Raw genomic sequence first — 17,927 nt, forward strand, 5'->3', positions numbered from 1 at the left:
CATCCTCTAATTTTTACTTCTAAATCTATGACGCTCCAAGTAATTTAAAGCTATATTCTAAATTTACATTCCCTTTTATATTTAATCCATTTTTAGTTAAATAAATTCTCCAAGTTCTTGCAATCTCTTCAATAGCTATATTTATCTCTGGAACACCACTACCTTTTTCTATAAATACTGATGTAACTTTCCCTGTTTCATCTATTTGTATTTTTAGTAATACTTTCCCTTGCATACCTCTTAGCTGTGCTGCCTCTGGATATCTCGGTTCTCTGTTATTTTGATCCCATTTAGCAATCACGTCACCATCTTCTACACCTAGTCTGTAACCACTTGGAAGTCCATCTGCTCCATTTTTCTCTACCATAGTCTTAAATCCTAAATCCTCTTCTCCCTCTCCTTGAAAGGCTAAATCTTTAGTGCTGTCCTCCAATTGGTAATCCACACTTTTGTCTAAAAGTGTTTCATCTCTTGAAATTGTTATATCTTTAGTTGGATCTGTTGAAGATTTTTTCTCTGCTTCTTGTAAATCTTTTTTATCTAATAACTCTTTCTTTAAATCACTATTTATTTCTCTAGCTGAAGGTTTATCAATGGCTAAAAACTCTGTTTCTCTCTTTGAAATACTTTTTGCTAAATCATCTAGTGATAATTTTTTGACCTCTTTTACTTCAGGTTTTGTTTCCACCGGTTTAGTTTCCTCTTTTTTAACAACCTTTTTACTCTCTTTTTTCTCCTCTTTTATTGGAGCTACTTTCTTTTTAGGTTCAATTTTTGTTGTTGTTTTTTTATTATTCGTCTCAAGAGTTACTAATCCTACCTTTAATTTTTTATCAACTATTTCATCTATCTTAATTCCAGGAATCAAAAACAAAATAAGAAGGTTTATTACCACTGATAATATAAATATTTTTAAATCACTATTTTGTCTATTCATAGATTCGCACCTACTTTCCAGGAGAAGCTGTATCTATATCTAAAGAAATAGCTCCTGCCTCTTTAGCTGCTGTCATTGTATCCACTATTATTCCATGACTTACACTTTTATCAGCACTAATGATAACATTTTTATCCTCTGATTCATTAAGCTTTTGCGCTAATACCTCTTTTAACTCTTTAGGATTTACTTTTTCTCTTTTGCTTTTTCCCTTATCCTTATAACTCACAAAATACTCTTTATTTTTAGTTACAATAACTTGCAATTCATTAACTGGCTTAGTACTTTTTACTGTTGATGTAGGCAAATCTATCTTTATGCTACTATTAACATCCTCAAAAGTAGTAGCAACTAAAAAGAATATTAAAAGTAAGAATACTATGTCTATCAAGGGAGTTAATTCAAGGATTAAAGAATTACCTGATCTTCTTTTAATTCTATTAAGTTTCATGCTCCCCCTCCTCTATTTTCTGAAATAATTTATTAACTCTGCACTACCTTTTTCCATATCGTTTATTTGATCATCTATTTTTTTATTGAAATAGTTATAGAAAATTATCGATGGAATAGCAACAAATAGTCCTCCTGCTGTCGTCAATAGGGCCTGAGATATTCCACTTGCTAAAACTGAAGCATCTCCTGTTCCATGTAGCGATACTGCTTGGAACGCTTTAATCATACCTGTAACTGTTCCTAATAATCCAATCAATGGTGTTGTATGTGCAACTACTGATAAAAGCCACATATTTCTCTCCAATTTTGGAACCTGTGCTAAGGCTACTTCTCTCGCTTTCTCCTCCAATGTCTCAACATTCGTGCTTCTTGTTTTATACCAATATATCAGAACTTCTTTTATAACTTTTGCAGTTGAACTCTTTTGATTTCCTAAAGTTGTTATAGCTCCTTTTATATCATTTTTTTCAATTGCATTACGTAGTATAGGTCTTATTCTAGACATATCTATATTTTCATTGACTCTAAAATATATCGCTCTCTCTATAATTACATATAACCCTAATATCGACATAAAAACTATAAAATACATTAGTATTCCACCATTTACTAACCAGTACATATTTAACCCTCCTAATTAAGTTGTAATTTTTATTATAATGCTATTCCTAAAGTTACTAAAGCCACTACTCCTATAATATACTTCCAAATTGAAGTCCCACTATCAGTCTCTGTTAAACTTTTATTCATTGAATCATTTGTTTCATTTATTTGAATAACTTGTTTTTGATCTTTATATTTATCAGCTGTGATATTTTGATCCTCTATCACTATAGCTTTTTTCTCCAACTGTACATTATTTTCTTTTGGATAACTTTCTAATTGCTCTTTATTTACACCTGTTACCTGCTTATCAATAATTACATCTTCATTAGCGAAAGCCCCCACAGATAAAATCATTAAACTCATAATAACTAATTTTTTCATATATTCTCTCCTCCGTTAAAAAAATCTTTATATTTTTCAGAAAGTTTTAAATTCTCTCTTTTTAACTGTTCATAATATACTTTTGCTATATCTTTTTTCTCCATTTTTAAATTTAAAAATATTAGTTTTTCTAAGAAATAATCTTTATTCTTACTTTCTGTCTTTAATAACTCATCATATTGTGCTATTGCATCTTTATAGTTATTTAAATTTTCATATCCCTCAGCAGATCTGATTTTAGATTCCAAAGCATATTCACTTGTTGGATATAATACATATAGTTTTGTGTAATTTCTTATAGAATCTCCTGTCATTCCAGTATCTTTTTGAATATTGGCAATTTGATACAGTGCTCTATCTTTATAAGCACTATTTTCCAAAGAGTTAATATTCTCATAGTACTCTTTTGCTTTAACCAAATCTTTATGCGAGTAGTAATAGTCTCCTAATCCTAAGGCTGCAAAATCTTTATATTCATCCGTTGTTATAAGTTTTTCATACTCAGCCTTTGCTTCCTCCAATTTTTTCTCTCTTTGGAAATGCTTAGCCATATAGTAACTTTTTTTATTGTCATTAGTTATTTTATTTATCCATTCTAACTCTTTTGTTATATCTTTTGTACTCTGAGAAATCTCTATTACTTTCATCAGAGATTTTTCTTTTAAGACTTCATCCTTTGTCTCATTATATAACATCTCATAACTCTTTAAACTATCTCCATTATTTCCCTGTACACTATAAAGCTCTCCCTTCATTAGAAGAATATTATCTTTTAATTTTGAGTTTGGATACTGACTTAAAAATACTTTACTTTTAGCATTGAATCCATCTATATTTTTTAATAGGTATAGTGAAGATATCTCCCAATACAATCCCTTCTCTTTATATTCTGGATTATTTGAATTTTCGGCACTTATTTTATATGCTTCAATTGCTTCATTATACTTCTTTTCGCTGTAGTATGTTTCTCCAATCTGGAACTGTGCATAGTCTCCCATATTTGAAACCAACTTTAATTTTTCAAAATACTCTCTAGCCTTCTCTGGATTATCCAATCTGAAATAACTGATTGCTATTTTATCCACTACATCCTCTAGTGCAAACAGGTTCTCTCCAGCTACATATGCTTCTCCAGCATCAATGGCCTCTTGATATTTTTCCCATAGGAAGTAATTTTTTATAATATTGTACTTTGATTTTTCATAGAGAGCTTTGTCTACGTTGTCTGTGCTATTTATAACTTGATTGAAGTACATCTCCGCTTCATCATATCTTCCCATTCCCATAGTTGCAATACCTTTTTGATATGTATTTTCTAGAGAAGCATCTTGAATATTCAAATATTGCATAACATCATTATATTTCTTTTGAGCAATCATAACCTCTATTAAATTTGACACCACATCTGGGTCTCTATTTGTTGTTAAATACTCTTTATATACATTTATAGCTTGCTCTCCATTCCCCTCAGCCAATAAGTTATCTGAAGTTATTATGGTAATATTTTTTCTATATTCCTGATCTGTTGGATATTTTGTATTATACTCCTTAATTAGACTATTTAGTCTACTTCTATCCTTTGTTTTGCTTAAAGTTACAATCATCTTATATAGAGATTCCTTTGTTGGAGCGATATTATAATTTTTTGTATAATACTCTTCAGCTACCTTAAAGTCTCCCTCTTGGAAGGCTGACGTTCCTATTAAGTTATTAGTAGCTATCTCCTCATCTCTATTTAAGTTTAATCCTGCAACTAAGTTTCTATTGCTTAAAACCCATTTATAATTTTTATTTAAGTACTCAATAGAAAGTTGATAATAAATACTTTCATTTTTATACTTTGTTGGGTAAAGCTTTCTAAAGTTTTCCAGTGAATTTTTATAATCTTTTAATCTATATTGAGATAGAGCAATTCCATACCAAACATCAATATCTTTATTTGATATTTTATTATAGTAACTTAATGCTACATCATTTAATCCTCTAACTAGATAAAAATCACCGAAACTCTTTAAAGCTGTATTGTATAGTTTAGGTTCTGATGATAGACTAGCCAGTATATTTTCAGCTGCTTTTGCATTTCCTTGCTTTAAATAAATCTCTATCATGGTTAAAATTGACAATGTTTTATACTCTGAGTTGACATTACTATTTTTTACCTTTTTAAAATACTCTAAAGCTTTTGATGTTTCATTTGTCTTGTAATAAGATGATCCATAAAGGTAGTTTACTAAATCTTTATTTACTCCAACTTTTGCTCCTCTATAGTACTCATCTAAATAAACTATTGTCTTTATATACTGAGAGTTATTATATGCTGCTAAGGCAAGGTTTAAAACTACATCTTCATAGTTTCTTCCCTGTACGCTCAGGGCACTTGTTAACTCTCTTTGAGCCCTAATATAATCTTTATTATCCATATAACCCTTTCCAATAGATAATAAGGCTTCCTCATAATCGTTTTTTCCCTCAGCTGTTGTTTTCACAATTAAGTTTGCAGCTTTAGAAGCTGTTTCAAAATCTTTTAGTCCTACATAAGCTTTAGTTAAATATAAATAAATACTATTTGTTTCATTTTGATTAAGTTTTAACTCTTTTAAACATCCATTTAAAGTGTTTATTGACTCTTGGTATCTTCCTTCTACATAATATACCTGACCCATTCTTACCTTTATATTTTTTATATATTTAGAACGTGGATATTTTGTTATAAAGTTATTCGACTCTTGAAGAGCCATAGAATATTTTTTTTGAAGAAATAATTCATCCAAAAATTTAATATCCTCTTTCTCAGAGGCCATTAGTCCTGAACATATTAAAAGCCCTGCTAATAATAGTTTTAATTTTTTCACGTTGTCCCCACCTCTCTCAATACTTTTCTTATCTCATTGACAGCCACTCTTGTATCTTTACACGGTCCTTTCACTATCATGTTAAAAACCCCATAAACTGGTATTGGAAAAGAATCTCTAATCCCTGAAGTTAAATCCCTTTTACAAGCCACTGCAACCACCAAATTAGGCTTGTACTCCTTCAAATACAATCTAGCTAATGTCCCACCAGTAGCTACTTTTACATCAATATTTTCAAACTCATCTTTCAATTTTATAATCTCAGCTATATCACAAAGTCCACACATTTTACAATTTTCAACATTATTTGTTATTTTCAAATTACAATCATACTTTTGGATACAATGAGGTAATAATATCGCTACTTTTTTTGCTCCATCTTTTTTTATTTTTTTTAGTACTCTTTTATTGTTGAAATCTACAAATTTTTTTGCACTATTATTGTCATATGGATTTTTAGTTATGTATTCTAATAGTAAATACCTGAAATAGTGAAGCTCATAGATGAGTTTTAGTATATAAAATTTGCTCATTATTTCTCCTTAAATGAAAAAATATTATCCAAATTATACCACAAAGAATTTATCTTTGCAAAATAAAAACTAGCTCACTCTGTAAGCTAGTCTTTTTTATCTAGTCTTTCAAAGCTAATGGCATCACTATATAAGTATAATTATCTTCTTCTATATTTCTTGTTCTTACAGCGCTATTTGATGTTGTAAACTCCAGTGTTACAATATCTTTATCACTTGATTGAACAAACTCTAATAAGAACTTAACATTTAAAGAGATTCTTAAACTCTCTCCTTCATAATCTACTTTCGCAATCTCCTTAGCCTTTGCAATTTCTCCAACTCCTTCAATATCAATGTTATTTCCAGACAGAGTAAATATCGCTCCGAATTTTGATTCAGAATTATTTTTTACAAATATCTGAATTCTTTTTAACATCTTTTCAAATTCGACTCTATTTATTTGTAACTTTTTATTATATCCACTAGCTTCTAAAATTGTTTTATAATTAGGAAATGGTAAGTCTATAACTCTACTTATTATAGAAATGTTTCCTAATTTAAAATATAGCTGTTTATTCTTCTGAATAAACCCTATCTCCTCTTCATTTCCATTTCTTAATAGTTTAGACATTGCATCTATCGTATTTATAGGTATACTCACTTTAAAAGTTCCACTATTTTCTAAATACTCATGCTCTAAATATGTTAATCGATACGTATCTGTGGATATAAATTTTATTTTATTTTCCTCTATCTCCAATCTGATACAATTTATTGATAAATTATCACTAGACATAGAAGCTGAGAATTTAACTTTATCAAAGTAATCAGCTAAATCCACTTTTTTTAATTTAAACTCAAATTCCTCATCATTTAATTCTGTTTCCTGCATTCTAGGAAACTCCTCAGCATTCATAAGCATAAATTCAGAGGCTGAATCTGATGTCTCTATTGTTAAGATATCCTCATCTATATTTAAAGTTATCTCTTCATCTTTAATCTCTTTTAAATATTCCTCAACTAAGTTGTGTTGAAATACAGCTTTCCCCTCTCTTAGTATTTCACAATCCATATGTGTAGATATTGTCAACTCTAAGTTTGTTCCACAAAACCATAGTTTGTTATCTCTTGTTTCTATATATACATAAGATATAATTGGTCTTATTTTGTTCTCATTGATGGCCTTTTCTACTATTTTTATTTTTTTTAGAAATTCCAATCTATTAACTTTTAAAATCAATTTAACCTCCTTGCTTTTAATAGTAATAGTTTCCTTTTAGTAAGTCACTATAACGTATTCTCAATTTTTCTAATGTTTTTTGCTCTATTTGTCTTACTCGTTCTCTTGTTATGCTAAAACTTTGCCCTATATCTTCCAAAGTATGGATTTGATTCCCATCGAACCCAAATCTAAGCTTAAGTATCTGCTTTTCTCTTTCGTTTAGCTTATTCAGAATCTCTTTAATCTGTGCTGTACTCATCTCTCTAATCAGATTATCCTCTAAATCGTTGTGTACCTCACTAGCTATTGTATCCTCTAAACAGATATCCTCTCCTATTGGAGAACTCAGTGATACCGTTTCTTGAAACTCCATCATTAAATCTTGAACTTTTTCTAAGTTTATATTTAATCCCTCTGAAATCTCATATATACTTGGATAATCACCCTTTAGCATAACTGCATCCATTATAAACTTATTTATCTTATTTAATAAATCATGTTTGTAAGATGGTATTCTTATCTCTCGACCCTTGCTGATTATAGCTTTGCTTATGGCTTGTTTTATCCACCATACAGCATAGGTCGAGAATCTGTACCCCTTGTCTACATCAAATTTCTCAATGGCATGGATAAGACCAAAGTTCCCCTCACTGATCAAATCTATAAAGCTCATGCCTTTACTTCCATACTTCTTAGCTACATTGACCACTAATCTTAAATTACATAAAATCAATCTTTCTCTTGCTTCAATATCACCATTTTTAGCTTTCTTCAACAGTAATATCTCCTCATCTTTTCCTAACACTTCATACTCTTTTATATCATCTAGATAAAATGAAACTAAATCTTTTTCTGTCATATACACCCCATACCCTCATTAGTTATATTTTTCTATTTTGAATCTCCGTGTTGCTATTTAATTTTTAAATTTGATTTTTATTTTTAATGTAATTAATTGCTATAAGTATAACTATTTAACTTTTTAGTAAAACTCCTCTTTTAACTCTCTTGTCATTAACTCTTTAACCTTTTCTTTTGTGTCTGCTCCCTCGTATATTATTGAATAAATAGCTTCAACTATTGGCATACTTATACCTAACTCTGTTTTTTTAGCATAAACAGCTTTTACAGTTGGTACCCCTTCAGCTACCATAACCATGCTCTTTAGTATATCGTCTATTTTCTCTCCTTTTCCAAGTCTTTCTCCAACATATCTATTTCTACTATGTTGACTTGCACATGTTACAACTAGGTCCCCAATCCCCGTTAAACCTGAAAAAGTTCTTTCATTTGCACCCATAACTTTACCGAATCTTATCATTTCTGCTATTCCTCTAGTTATTAGAGCTGCTTTAGCATTATCTCCATAACCTAGTCCATCAGCTATTCCCGCTCCTATTGCTAAACAGTTTTTAACCGCACCACCCAGTTCAACTCCAGCAATATCTTCGCTTACATAAACTCTAAAGTTCTCTGTGTTGAATAACTCTTGAACTTTTTTAGCTTTATCAATCTCTCCAGCTGCAACAATTGTTGTTGGCAACTCCTGAGCAACCTCCTCAGCATGAGTTGGCCCAGATAAAATTACTATATTTTTATGATATTTACCTTTTATTTCATCCTTCATTACATGAGATAGCGTTTCACCACTTAAAATCTCTATACCTTTTGCTGTATTTATTAAAATCATATCCTCCTCAATTTGCGGGGATATTTTTGCCATAACTCCTCTTAAAACTTGAGATGGTACAGAAAAAATAATATATTTCACATCAGATAAAAGCCCATCTAATTCCCAGGTTACATTTAAATTCTCTGGAAATTTAACCCCTGGAAGTAATCGTTTGTTCTCTTTCTCTAAGTTCAACTTTTCAGCTATCTCTTTGTTGTGTTCCCACATTGTAACATCATAGCCTTTTTTGGCTAGAACCATACCTAAAGCTGTTCCCCAGCTTCCTGCTCCTATTACAACTACCTTTTCCATTTAATTTATCTCCTTACTTTAAATTAAATTTATTTTCCTTTCCATCCATAAGTCTTTGGATATTTGCTTTATGCTTATATATTACAAATACTCCCACAAGTAGAGATATAAAAACTAAAGGCATTCTTGTTGAAGAATCTCTCACTGGCATAAAATATGCTAAAATCGGTAACAATGCTGCACAAATAACCGATCCTAGAGATATATATCTACTTATTCCTACCACTAATATAAAAACTAAAACCAAAATTCCTACCACTTTAGGCATTAGGAAAAGAAAAACTCCTAAACTTGTAGCTACGCCCTTTCCACCTTTAAATTGTAAAAAGAATGAAAATGTATGACCTAATATAGCTATCAATCCCAATACTATAATATATATTCCATCCACACCAAATGAACTTGCAATATAAAGTGGAATATAACCTTTTAAAGCATCTAATATAAGAACCATTATACCATACTTTGGACCTAAAATTCTATATGCATTTGTTGCCCCTGAATTTTTGCTTCCATACTCTCTTATATCTATATCTTTAGTTGCTTTTCCTAACCATACTCCACAAGGCAATGAACCAAATATATATGCAACCACTGCAAATATTAAAAACTTTATCATAAAGTCCTCCTATATTTTTATTAATCTTCCCACTACTTCTATATGGCTTGTTTGAGGAAACATATCTACTGGTTTTACTCTGACTAGTCTGTATCCCTCTCTTTCTAATATCTCTATATCTCTCGCAAAAGTTGATGGATTGCAAGATATATAAACTATCTCTTTTATTCCAACTTTAGCAATATTTAATAGACTCTCCTCATCTATCCCTTTTCTTGGAGGGTCTAAGATTATAGAATCCACTGCTTCTGATTTTATAAGTTTTCCTAACTCTTTATTTACATCTCCACATATAAAATCTACATTCTCTATATGATTCTCTTTTGCTGTTCTAATCCCATCTTTTACTGCAGATTCCACAATTTCGATAGAGTATACCTTTTTAGCTTTTTTAGATAGAATCATCCCTATTGTTCCTGTTCCTGCATAGGCATCCACAATAGTTTTATTTTCAATGTTTTCAAACATATTTATAGCTAACTCATATAATCTTTTTGTTTGCTCCAAATTAATTTGGAAAAAAGATGTCGGTGATATATTAAAGTGGATTCCTGAGATATCCTCTTTTATTGTTTTTTTACCAAATACAAGTATATTTTTATTTCCAATAGCCACATTTGTTTTTCTATCATTTAAAGAAACATATACAGAAGTAATCTCTTTAACTGTACTCATTACCTCTTTTAAAAGCTCTTTTACATTTTCAGAAACTGATTTATCATTTATAACCAGTACTAACATTGCCTCATTGAAAGAGTTAGTTCTAACCATAACATGTCTTAATAGACCTGTATGCTTTTTTTCATTGTATACTGTTAATTTTTTTCTATTTATAATACTCTTCAAATCAGTTATTATTCTATTTCCTAGCACTGAGTTTAACATATTATCTTCAACTTGGAATACATCATGACTTTTTCTTTTAAAAAATCCAGTTATAATCTCATCTCCATTTAAAGAGAATGGTTCAACAACTTTATTTCTATAGTTTTTCTCTATAGGAGATCCCAGTGTTTCCTCTATTATTACATCACTGTTCTTTCCTATTCTTCTCACTACATCTTCAACCATCTCTTTTTTATATTTCAATTGAGCATCATAATTCAACATTCCAAAGTCACAACCTTGAAAATCTTCAAAAGTTATATTGTCTGAATCTTTAACTCTTTCAGCTCCAGGAGTTACTATCTCTTTTATAAGTGCTCTTCCATAACTTTTTTTTAAAGATATTATCTCTGCTTTTAAAATATCCCCAGGTACAGACATAGGTACAAACATAGCAAATTCGCCATTATAATAACCTAATCCCTCTCCACCATAAACTATTTTATCTATTTTTATTTCAATTATCTGTCCTTTTTCTAACTTCATTACACTCTCCTATTTTTTTACAAAGAGCTATCTTCTATCTTAAAGAAATTTATCTTCTCAGATATAACCATATTTTTTTTCTTACTCATCTCTTGCTCTATTTTTCTTAAATCCATCAATAAATCGTATTCATAAATTCTTTTACTTTGCTCTTTTTCTAGCTCTCTTAACTCTCTTTCAAGTTTCAAATTACTTTTTTCTAAATACGATATTGTTCTTATAAGGTACCCATAAAATGACCAGATTAAAATTATACCAACCAGTGTTAATAAAACTTTTTTTCTTCTCATTAGGCCCTCCTTTTTTATAATTTTTCAATAACTCTTAATTTTGCAGAGTGAGCTCTATTGTTAAACTTAAGCTCCTCTTGACCAGATGTAATCGGTTTTCTATTAACCAGTTTACCCTTTGGTTTTTCATTACAAACACATATTGGAATCTCTTTTGGACATTTACATCCTGTACATAGATCTCTAAACATATTTTTTACAATTCTATCCTCTAAAGAGTGGAATGTTATTATACCTAATCTTCCACCTTTCTCTAAACTATTGAAAGATTTTGTTATAGCATTTTTCAATACCTCTAACTCTCTATTTACCTCTATTCTAATAGCCTGAAATACCTTTTTAGCCGGATGCTTCTCACTTCTAGGAGGATAAGCTTTTCTTATGATATCCACAAGTTCTCCTGTTGTTTCAATAGGCTTTTCCGCTCTTCTCTCACAGATCAATCTGGCTACTTTTCTAGCAAATCTGTCCTCTCCATATTCAAAGAATATTCTTGTTAACTCTCCCTCTTCATAGTCATTTACTACTTCATAAGCTGAAAGTTTTGCATCTCTATTCATTCTCATATCTAGTTTTGTATCATATCTATATGAAAACCCTCTTTCAGGATCATCTAATTGAGTTGATGAAACCCCTATATCCATAAGAATTCCAGTTACTTTATCCACTCCTGCCATATATAAAACAGTCTCTATATTTTCAAAGTTATTTTTAAATACAGACCATTTTTTTCCATATTTTTCCAATCTTTTTTTAGCAAATTCTATTGCTTGATCGTCTTGATCTATGGAGATTAACTTTCCATTATCTCCCAACTCTCTTAATATACCTTCAGAGTGTCCTCCTCCTCCTAAAGTACAGTCTACATATACTCCATCTTTATCCGTTATTAAATTTTCCAAAGTTTCATAGTATAAAACTGGAATGTGGTATTCACTTTCTATCTCGTGCATTTTGTTCCTCCTACAAAAAATAGAGAAGCCATTGGCCTCTCTATTCTATTATAATAAATAAAAAATAATATATCTTAGAATCTTCAAAGCAAAGTAAGCCAACACTGGTGACAAATCTATTCTAACATTTCCCATTGGTATTAAAGTTCTAAATGGTTTTAAAATCGGCTCTGTCAAAGCATATACAAGATTTGTAAAATCATTTCTTGAATATGGTGCTAGCCAAGAGATTACTATCCTTATCAATATAAGTATATTCATAATTTCAAAAGCTAAGTTTATAATTCTATAAATCAATCCCATATTTTCTCCTTATTTCTCTCCTAAAAAATAGTGTTTCGCTTTCACTGAGTATTCCCAACCAGACCAAATGGTTAAAACAACTGGAATCAATGTCATATAATAATATATATTTTTATACATTATCTCTTTTTCAGGAGTATTTCCTAATCCAAAGAATAACATAACAATGATTACAATCATTTGAGTTGTTGTTTTATATTTTCCTAAAATACCAGCAGGAATCACCTCTCCTTTTGCTGCAGCTATTGTTCTTATTCCGCTGATTAAAAACTCTCTAGCAATAACTACAATAGACATCCATGATGGAATATAATCTAATTTTACAAATATTACCAATGCGGAGATTACTAATATTTTATCTGCCAATGGATCCATAATTTTCCCCAAATCAGTTATTAAATTATATTTTCTTGCTATATATCCATCTAACCAATCTGTCAATGATGCGAAAATAAATATACCAAAAGCTATCATTCTATATAGAGTATGGTGCGTAGTTCCAGCTGATTCTTGTAAAAAATATATAAAAGGTACTGCTAATATTAATCTAATTGCTGTAAGTTTATTTGGCAAATTCAAGATTGATTCCTCCTTATTTTAAGACCATTCGTTTTCCACAATTGCCCCAATATAGTCATATTCAAAATTTTGTTCTATCTTTACTTTTACGATCTCTCCCTGCTTTGCTGTTCCATCATTTGTTAATACTTTTCCATCTATGTCTAAAGCTTGACCTCTTGTTCTTCCCTCTAACATAAACTCGCTCTCTGAAGAGATTCCATCTATCATAACCTCTACAACTTTACCTATCATCGCTCTATTTTTTATCTCTGCGATTTCAGCTTGTAAATTCGTTAACTCTGCCCATCTCTTTTCTTTTATCTCTTCTGGAACTTGGTCAGCTAAGTCGTGAGCTACAGTTCCCTCTTCTCTTGAGTACTTAAATACACCAACATAGTCAAATTTAAACTCTTTTATAAAATCTTTTAACTCTTCAAAATCTTCCTCTGTTTCCCCTGGGAATCCCACAATAACAGTAGTTCTTATAGTTGCCTCTGGAATCTCAGTTCTTATTTTATTTAAAATAGATTTTATATGATCTCCTGATTTAGCTCTTGCCATATTTTGTAATATATTTCCTGAGATATGCTGTATTGGAATATCAAAATATTTACAAACTTTTGGTTCATTTTTTATTACTTCTACAAGCTCATCTGTCAATGAGTTAGGGAACATATAGTATGACCTTATCCACTCGATACCCTCCACTTTCACTAACTCTTTAAGTAGATCTGGAAGAGCTTTTTTCTTATATAGATCAATTCCGTATTCCGTTGTTTCCTGAGCTAATAGATTTATCTCTCTTACCCCATTTGCAGCTAAAGCTTTTGCCTCTTCAACGATATCCTCTATTGTTCTACTTCTTAAATTCCCTCTAAGCTGTGGAATAATACAATAAGTACATCTTCTATTACATCCTTCAGCTATTTTTAAATATGCAGTATGAGGATTTGTTGTCAATATTCTTTCAGTTCCCGCATTTGCTAAGAATTCAAAAGAATCACACTTCACAATTTTATCATCCTCTAAAATTGTATCTACAATCTCCTCTATTTTATGGATTTCACCTGTTCCAACAACCGCATCAATCTCTGGAATTTCTGCAATTAATTCATCTGCATATCTCTGAGCTAAACATCCTGCAACTATTATTTTTTTTACATTTCCAGTATTCTTTTTCTCAGCCACTTCTAATATAGCCTGAATTGACTCCTCTTTTGCATCTCCTATAAATCCACACGTGTTTACTAAAACAACATCTGCCTCATCTAAATCATTTGTTATTTCAAAGCCTTTTCTAGCTACCATAAGCCCAATTAAGTGCTCACTATCCACTAAGTTTTTACTACAACCTAAACTTATTAAACCTAATCTCATTTTTACCATCCTTCAAATTAATGTTACTATACGGAAAAATAACACAGAGGTTGAAGTCCTCTGTGTTATCCCCCTTGAATTTAAAAATTATTCAGCTGCCATTTCCTGTAATAATTTTTTTCTACTTAAACTTATTTTTCCATTTTCTGTAGAAATTACTTTTACTTCGAATGTGTCTCCAACTTTTAGTACATCTTCAACATTAGCTACTCTCTCTAAAGATATCTCTGAAACATGTAGTAATCCCTCTTTTCCTGGTAATATTTCCATGAAAGCTCCGAATTTAGCTATATTTACAACTTTTCCTAAATATACCTCTCCTACCTCAACATCTTTAACATATCCATTTACTAACTTTATAGTTTCCTCTAAAACATCTAACCCTTTACAGAAGATAGATACTCTTCCATCATCCTCTATATCAATTGTAGCTCCAGTTGTTTCTATAATACCTTTTATATTTTTTCCACCTGGTCCTATAAGAACAGCAATTTTATCCTTTGGAATTACCATTTGGTGAATTCTTGGTACTGTAGGTGCTAACTCATTAGTGTTTGATATAGTGTTATTCATTAATTCAAGAATCTCTAATCTTGCTGTTAATGCTTGACTTAAAGCTATTCTCATTATATCTTCAGATATTCCAGCTATTTTCATATCCATTTGTAATGCTGTGATTCCACTCTTAGTTCCAGCCACTTTAAAGTCCATATCTCCTAAGTGATCCTCTAGTCCCATTATATCTGTTAATACAACATAGTCATCATCTTTTTTAATAAGTCCCATTGCTATACCGGCTACATGCTCCTTAATTGGCACTCCTGCGTGCATTAAAGCCAATGATCCTCCACAGATAGAAGCTTGAGATGATGAACCATTAGATTCTGTAATCTCTGAAACTAATCTTACTGTGTATGGGAAATCTTCAACCGCTGGCATAACATAACTTAATGCTCTCTCAGCTAGTGACCCATGTCCTAACTCTCTTCTACCTGGAGCACCCATTCTTCCACACTCTCCTACTGAATATGGTGGGAAGTTATAATGTAAATAGAATTTTTTGAAGTATTCTTCGTCCAATCCATCTATTAGTTGTTCATCCTCTTTTGTTCCCAATGTTGCTACAACTAAAGCCTGTGTCTCTCCTCTAGTAAATAAAGCAGACCCATGAACAATTGGTAATACGTTAACTTCAGCAGCTAAATCTCTAATCTCTGTTGTCGCTCTTCCATCAACTCTATGTTTGTTATATAAAATAGCATCTCTTACTAACTCTTTCATTAAATCATGATAATACTTAGCAAATTCAGCAACTACCTCTGCCGGTACTTCCTCTTCTCCAAAGTTTGCCACTACAAACTCTTCAAATAAAGACTCCTCTAACTGGTCAACTGCGTCTTGTCTAGCTTGTTTTCCAGTTGTTAAAACAGCTTCTTTTAATTTAGTCGTTCCATTTTGGTCTATAAAGTTCTTAACGATTGGCATCACTTCTGGAGCTTGGAACTCTATCTTCTCTTTTCCTACCAAAGCTTGGAACTCTTTTTGGAATTCACATAATTTTTTTATATTCTCATGAGCAAACATAATTGCTTTTAACATAGTTTCCTCATCTACTTCTCTAGCTCCAGCCTCTACCATGTTTATAGCATCCATACTTCCAGCTACAGTTAAATCTAAATCACTCACTTTTAATTGCTCAGGAGTTGGATTTAAGATGAACTCTCCGTCAATCATACCTACAACTACTCCTGCTACTGGCCCCATAAATGGAATATCAGATACAGTTAAAGCAACCGATGACCCCACAATTCCCATAAAATCTGGAGTTGATACTCCATCATAAGAAAGTGTTGTATTTACAATGTGAACATCATAGTGAAACCCTTCTGGGAACATAGGTCTTATTGGTCTATCTATCAATCTTGCTATTAAAGTAGCATTTGTTGATGGTCTAGCCTCTCTCTTATTAAAACCACCTGGGAATTTTCCAGCTGAATAATATTTCTCAACATAGTCCACTGTTAGAGGGAAGAAGTCAATTCCTTCTCTAGCACTTTTACTTCTATTAACTGTACTCAATAAAATAGTATCTCCATATTGAACCATTACAGCTCCATTTGATTGTCTAGCTATTTTTCCAGTTTTTAACGTTAATTGTCTTCCACCTATTTCTAAGCTTAAACTTACTTCATTAAACATTAAGTTTCCTCCTTTTAAATTGGTAGAGGATAAATATAGCAAATAATAAGGAACTAAAACTAAATTTTTTAGCTTTAATCTCTTACTACTTACCTTATATTTATCCTCTATATTCTTGCATTAAAGTATATCATTTTTACATATAAAATGCAATTTCTTATTTAATTATAATTCAGTATTACTTTTATTAGCTTTGTTAAGCTTTTAGTATATCAAAAAATTAAAAAGTTTAATTATTTAAAAAAACAACCCCCTTTTACAATAAGGGGGTTTCATAAAAAATTTACTCTACGTTCATGTTATGAATCAAACCTAAAGCGATTCCCATTGTTACCATTGCACTTCCTCCATAACTAAAAAATGGCATTGGTAATCCAAAAACTGGCAACAAACCAACTGCTACAAATATATTTATAATTACTTGAGTTATCAGTTGCGCTCCCATTCCCATGGCTAAATATTTTCCAAAGTAGTTTTTGCACTCTCTTCCAGTGACTATTATAAAATGATATAGAGCGTAAAATAAACCAACTACAACAAACATACCGAGTATACCAAACTCCTCACCGAAAGTTGCCATTATAAAATCCGTATGAATCTCAGGAAGATAACTATATTTTTGAACTCCATTGGCATATCCTTTTCCAAATAGTCCTCCACTTCCAAAAGCATAAACTGATTGCTTCACTTGATATCCATAGTCATCTGAATAGTTTCCAAAGAACAATCCATCTATATAACTTTTTATTCTCATTATCTTATATGATGCACCCTCTTCTGTAGCATATTTATATACTGCCGCTAGACCTCCAACTCCCAATATTCCACCTAAGCAACTAACTCTTAAAATCCATTTATCTTTCAATTTACTCATAAATATCATAAATAGCCAAATCGCTAAATAGTGAATAGCTGTTCCCATATCCTTTTGTGCTAAAATTAAAACTCCATAAACTAATAGATATATTAAAGCATTAATAATTGTTACACTTTCACTTAAATCATTATCTTCCGCTCTTGCCAAACAGTTTGCCATATTTATAACAAAAGCACATTTTAAAATTTCTGCAGGTTGAATGGAAACTGGGCCTAAATTTATCCATCCATAGGCACCATTTATTTTAGGTATAAATGGTAATCCCATCTTACCACCAACATACATTCCAAATAGTATGAAAATACTTGTTAGAAAAATAATTCCGTTTACCTTCCTATTACTTAAGACTTTATATGTCAATTTTAAACTTTTTATTTTTCCAGCATTACCAATAAAAAGATATATCATAAAAAATAATAAAATATAC

Annotated in this window: 18 protein-coding genes; all 18 read right to left on the minus strand. The window is 30.9% G+C overall.

What is annotated here, in order from left to right; translation table 11 throughout:
- Positions 1–25: 25 nt before the first annotated feature.
- A complete protein-coding gene (locus ACMOUI_RS11130) occupies positions 26–937 on the minus strand; it encodes an energy transducer TonB (RefSeq protein ID WP_418965764.1) in 912 nt (303 codons plus the stop codon).
- Positions 938–947: 10 nt separating this feature from the next.
- Entirely contained in the window at positions 948–1,388 is a 441-nt protein-coding gene (locus ACMOUI_RS11135) for an ExbD/TolR family protein (RefSeq protein ID WP_418965765.1), read from the minus strand.
- Between the two features lie 12 nt (positions 1,389–1,400).
- The gene (locus tag ACMOUI_RS11140) at positions 1,401–2,012 is read right to left on the minus strand and encodes a MotA/TolQ/ExbB proton channel family protein (protein ID WP_418965766.1); all 612 of its coding nucleotides are present in this window, start codon (positions 2,010–2,012) and stop codon (positions 1,401–1,403) included.
- A gap of 32 nt (positions 2,013–2,044) precedes the next feature.
- The gene (locus ACMOUI_RS11145) at positions 2,045–2,377 is read right to left on the minus strand and encodes a hypothetical protein (RefSeq protein WP_418965767.1); all 333 of its coding nucleotides are present in this window, start codon (positions 2,375–2,377) and stop codon (positions 2,045–2,047) included.
- Positions 2,374–5,229: a tetratricopeptide repeat protein gene (locus ACMOUI_RS11150; protein ID WP_418965768.1), complete on the minus strand. Its 2,856-nt coding sequence runs from the start codon at positions 5,227–5,229 to the stop codon at positions 2,374–2,376. The genes ACMOUI_RS11145 and ACMOUI_RS11150 overlap by 4 nt, the downstream gene beginning before the upstream one ends.
- On the minus strand, positions 5,226–5,762 hold the full coding sequence (locus ACMOUI_RS11155) for a DUF116 domain-containing protein (protein ID WP_418965769.1): 537 nt from the start codon (positions 5,760–5,762) through the stop codon (positions 5,226–5,228). Before ACMOUI_RS11155 ends, ACMOUI_RS11150 begins: the two co-directional genes overlap by 4 nt.
- Positions 5,763–5,862: 100 nt before the next feature.
- Positions 5,863–6,984, minus strand: a complete 1,122-nt coding sequence (gene dnaN / locus ACMOUI_RS11160) for a DNA polymerase III subunit beta (protein ID WP_418965770.1) — start codon at positions 6,982–6,984, stop codon at positions 5,863–5,865.
- A gap of 16 nt (positions 6,985–7,000) precedes the next feature.
- Positions 7,001–7,825, minus strand: a complete 825-nt coding sequence (locus ACMOUI_RS11165) for a sigma-70 family RNA polymerase sigma factor (protein ID WP_418965771.1) — start codon at positions 7,823–7,825, stop codon at positions 7,001–7,003.
- A 123-nt stretch (positions 7,826–7,948) separates the two neighbouring features.
- Positions 7,949–8,950, minus strand: coding sequence for an NAD(P)H-dependent glycerol-3-phosphate dehydrogenase (locus tag ACMOUI_RS11170; protein ID WP_418965772.1), 1,002 nt, complete (start codon positions 8,948–8,950; stop codon positions 7,949–7,951).
- Positions 8,951–8,963: 13 nt separating this feature from the next.
- Positions 8,964–9,566: a glycerol-3-phosphate 1-O-acyltransferase PlsY gene (gene plsY, locus ACMOUI_RS11175; protein WP_418965781.1), complete on the minus strand. Its 603-nt coding sequence runs from the start codon at positions 9,564–9,566 to the stop codon at positions 8,964–8,966.
- 12 nt (positions 9,567–9,578) lie between these two features.
- A complete protein-coding gene (gene rlmD, locus ACMOUI_RS11180) occupies positions 9,579–10,940 on the minus strand; it encodes a 23S rRNA (uracil(1939)-C(5))-methyltransferase RlmD (protein ID WP_418965773.1) in 1,362 nt (453 codons plus the stop codon).
- A gap of 17 nt (positions 10,941–10,957) precedes the next feature.
- Positions 10,958–11,230 carry a hypothetical protein gene (locus tag ACMOUI_RS11185; protein WP_418965774.1) on the minus strand — a complete coding sequence of 91 codons (273 nt, stop codon included), beginning with the start codon at positions 11,228–11,230 and terminating at the stop codon, positions 10,958–10,960.
- Between the two features lie 14 nt (positions 11,231–11,244).
- A complete protein-coding gene (gene rsmH / locus ACMOUI_RS11190; protein WP_418965775.1) occupies positions 11,245–12,183 on the minus strand; it encodes a 16S rRNA (cytosine(1402)-N(4))-methyltransferase RsmH in 939 nt (312 codons plus the stop codon).
- Positions 12,184–12,231: 48 nt separating this feature from the next.
- On the minus strand, positions 12,232–12,486 hold the full coding sequence (locus ACMOUI_RS11195) for a YggT family protein (RefSeq protein WP_023049560.1): 255 nt from the start codon (positions 12,484–12,486) through the stop codon (positions 12,232–12,234).
- A gap of 9 nt (positions 12,487–12,495) precedes the next feature.
- The gene (pgsA, locus tag ACMOUI_RS11200; protein ID WP_418965776.1) at positions 12,496–13,065 is read right to left on the minus strand and encodes a CDP-diacylglycerol--glycerol-3-phosphate 3-phosphatidyltransferase; all 570 of its coding nucleotides are present in this window, start codon (positions 13,063–13,065) and stop codon (positions 12,496–12,498) included.
- A gap of 18 nt (positions 13,066–13,083) precedes the next feature.
- Positions 13,084–14,424, minus strand: coding sequence for a 30S ribosomal protein S12 methylthiotransferase RimO (rimO, locus tag ACMOUI_RS11205; protein WP_418965777.1), 1,341 nt, complete (start codon positions 14,422–14,424; stop codon positions 13,084–13,086).
- Between the two features lie 87 nt (positions 14,425–14,511).
- A complete protein-coding gene (gene pnp, locus ACMOUI_RS11210; RefSeq protein ID WP_418965778.1) occupies positions 14,512–16,623 on the minus strand; it encodes a polyribonucleotide nucleotidyltransferase in 2,112 nt (703 codons plus the stop codon).
- 283 nt (positions 16,624–16,906) lie between these two features.
- Positions 16,907–17,927 (minus strand): FtsW/RodA/SpoVE family cell cycle protein (locus tag ACMOUI_RS11215; RefSeq protein ID WP_418965779.1); only part of this gene is annotated, 1,021 nt, incomplete at its 5' end.

The organism is Cetobacterium sp., from assembly GCF_048470075.1.
In the GTDB taxonomy this organism is placed as follows: Bacteria; Fusobacteriota; Fusobacteriia; order Fusobacteriales; family Fusobacteriaceae; genus Cetobacterium_A.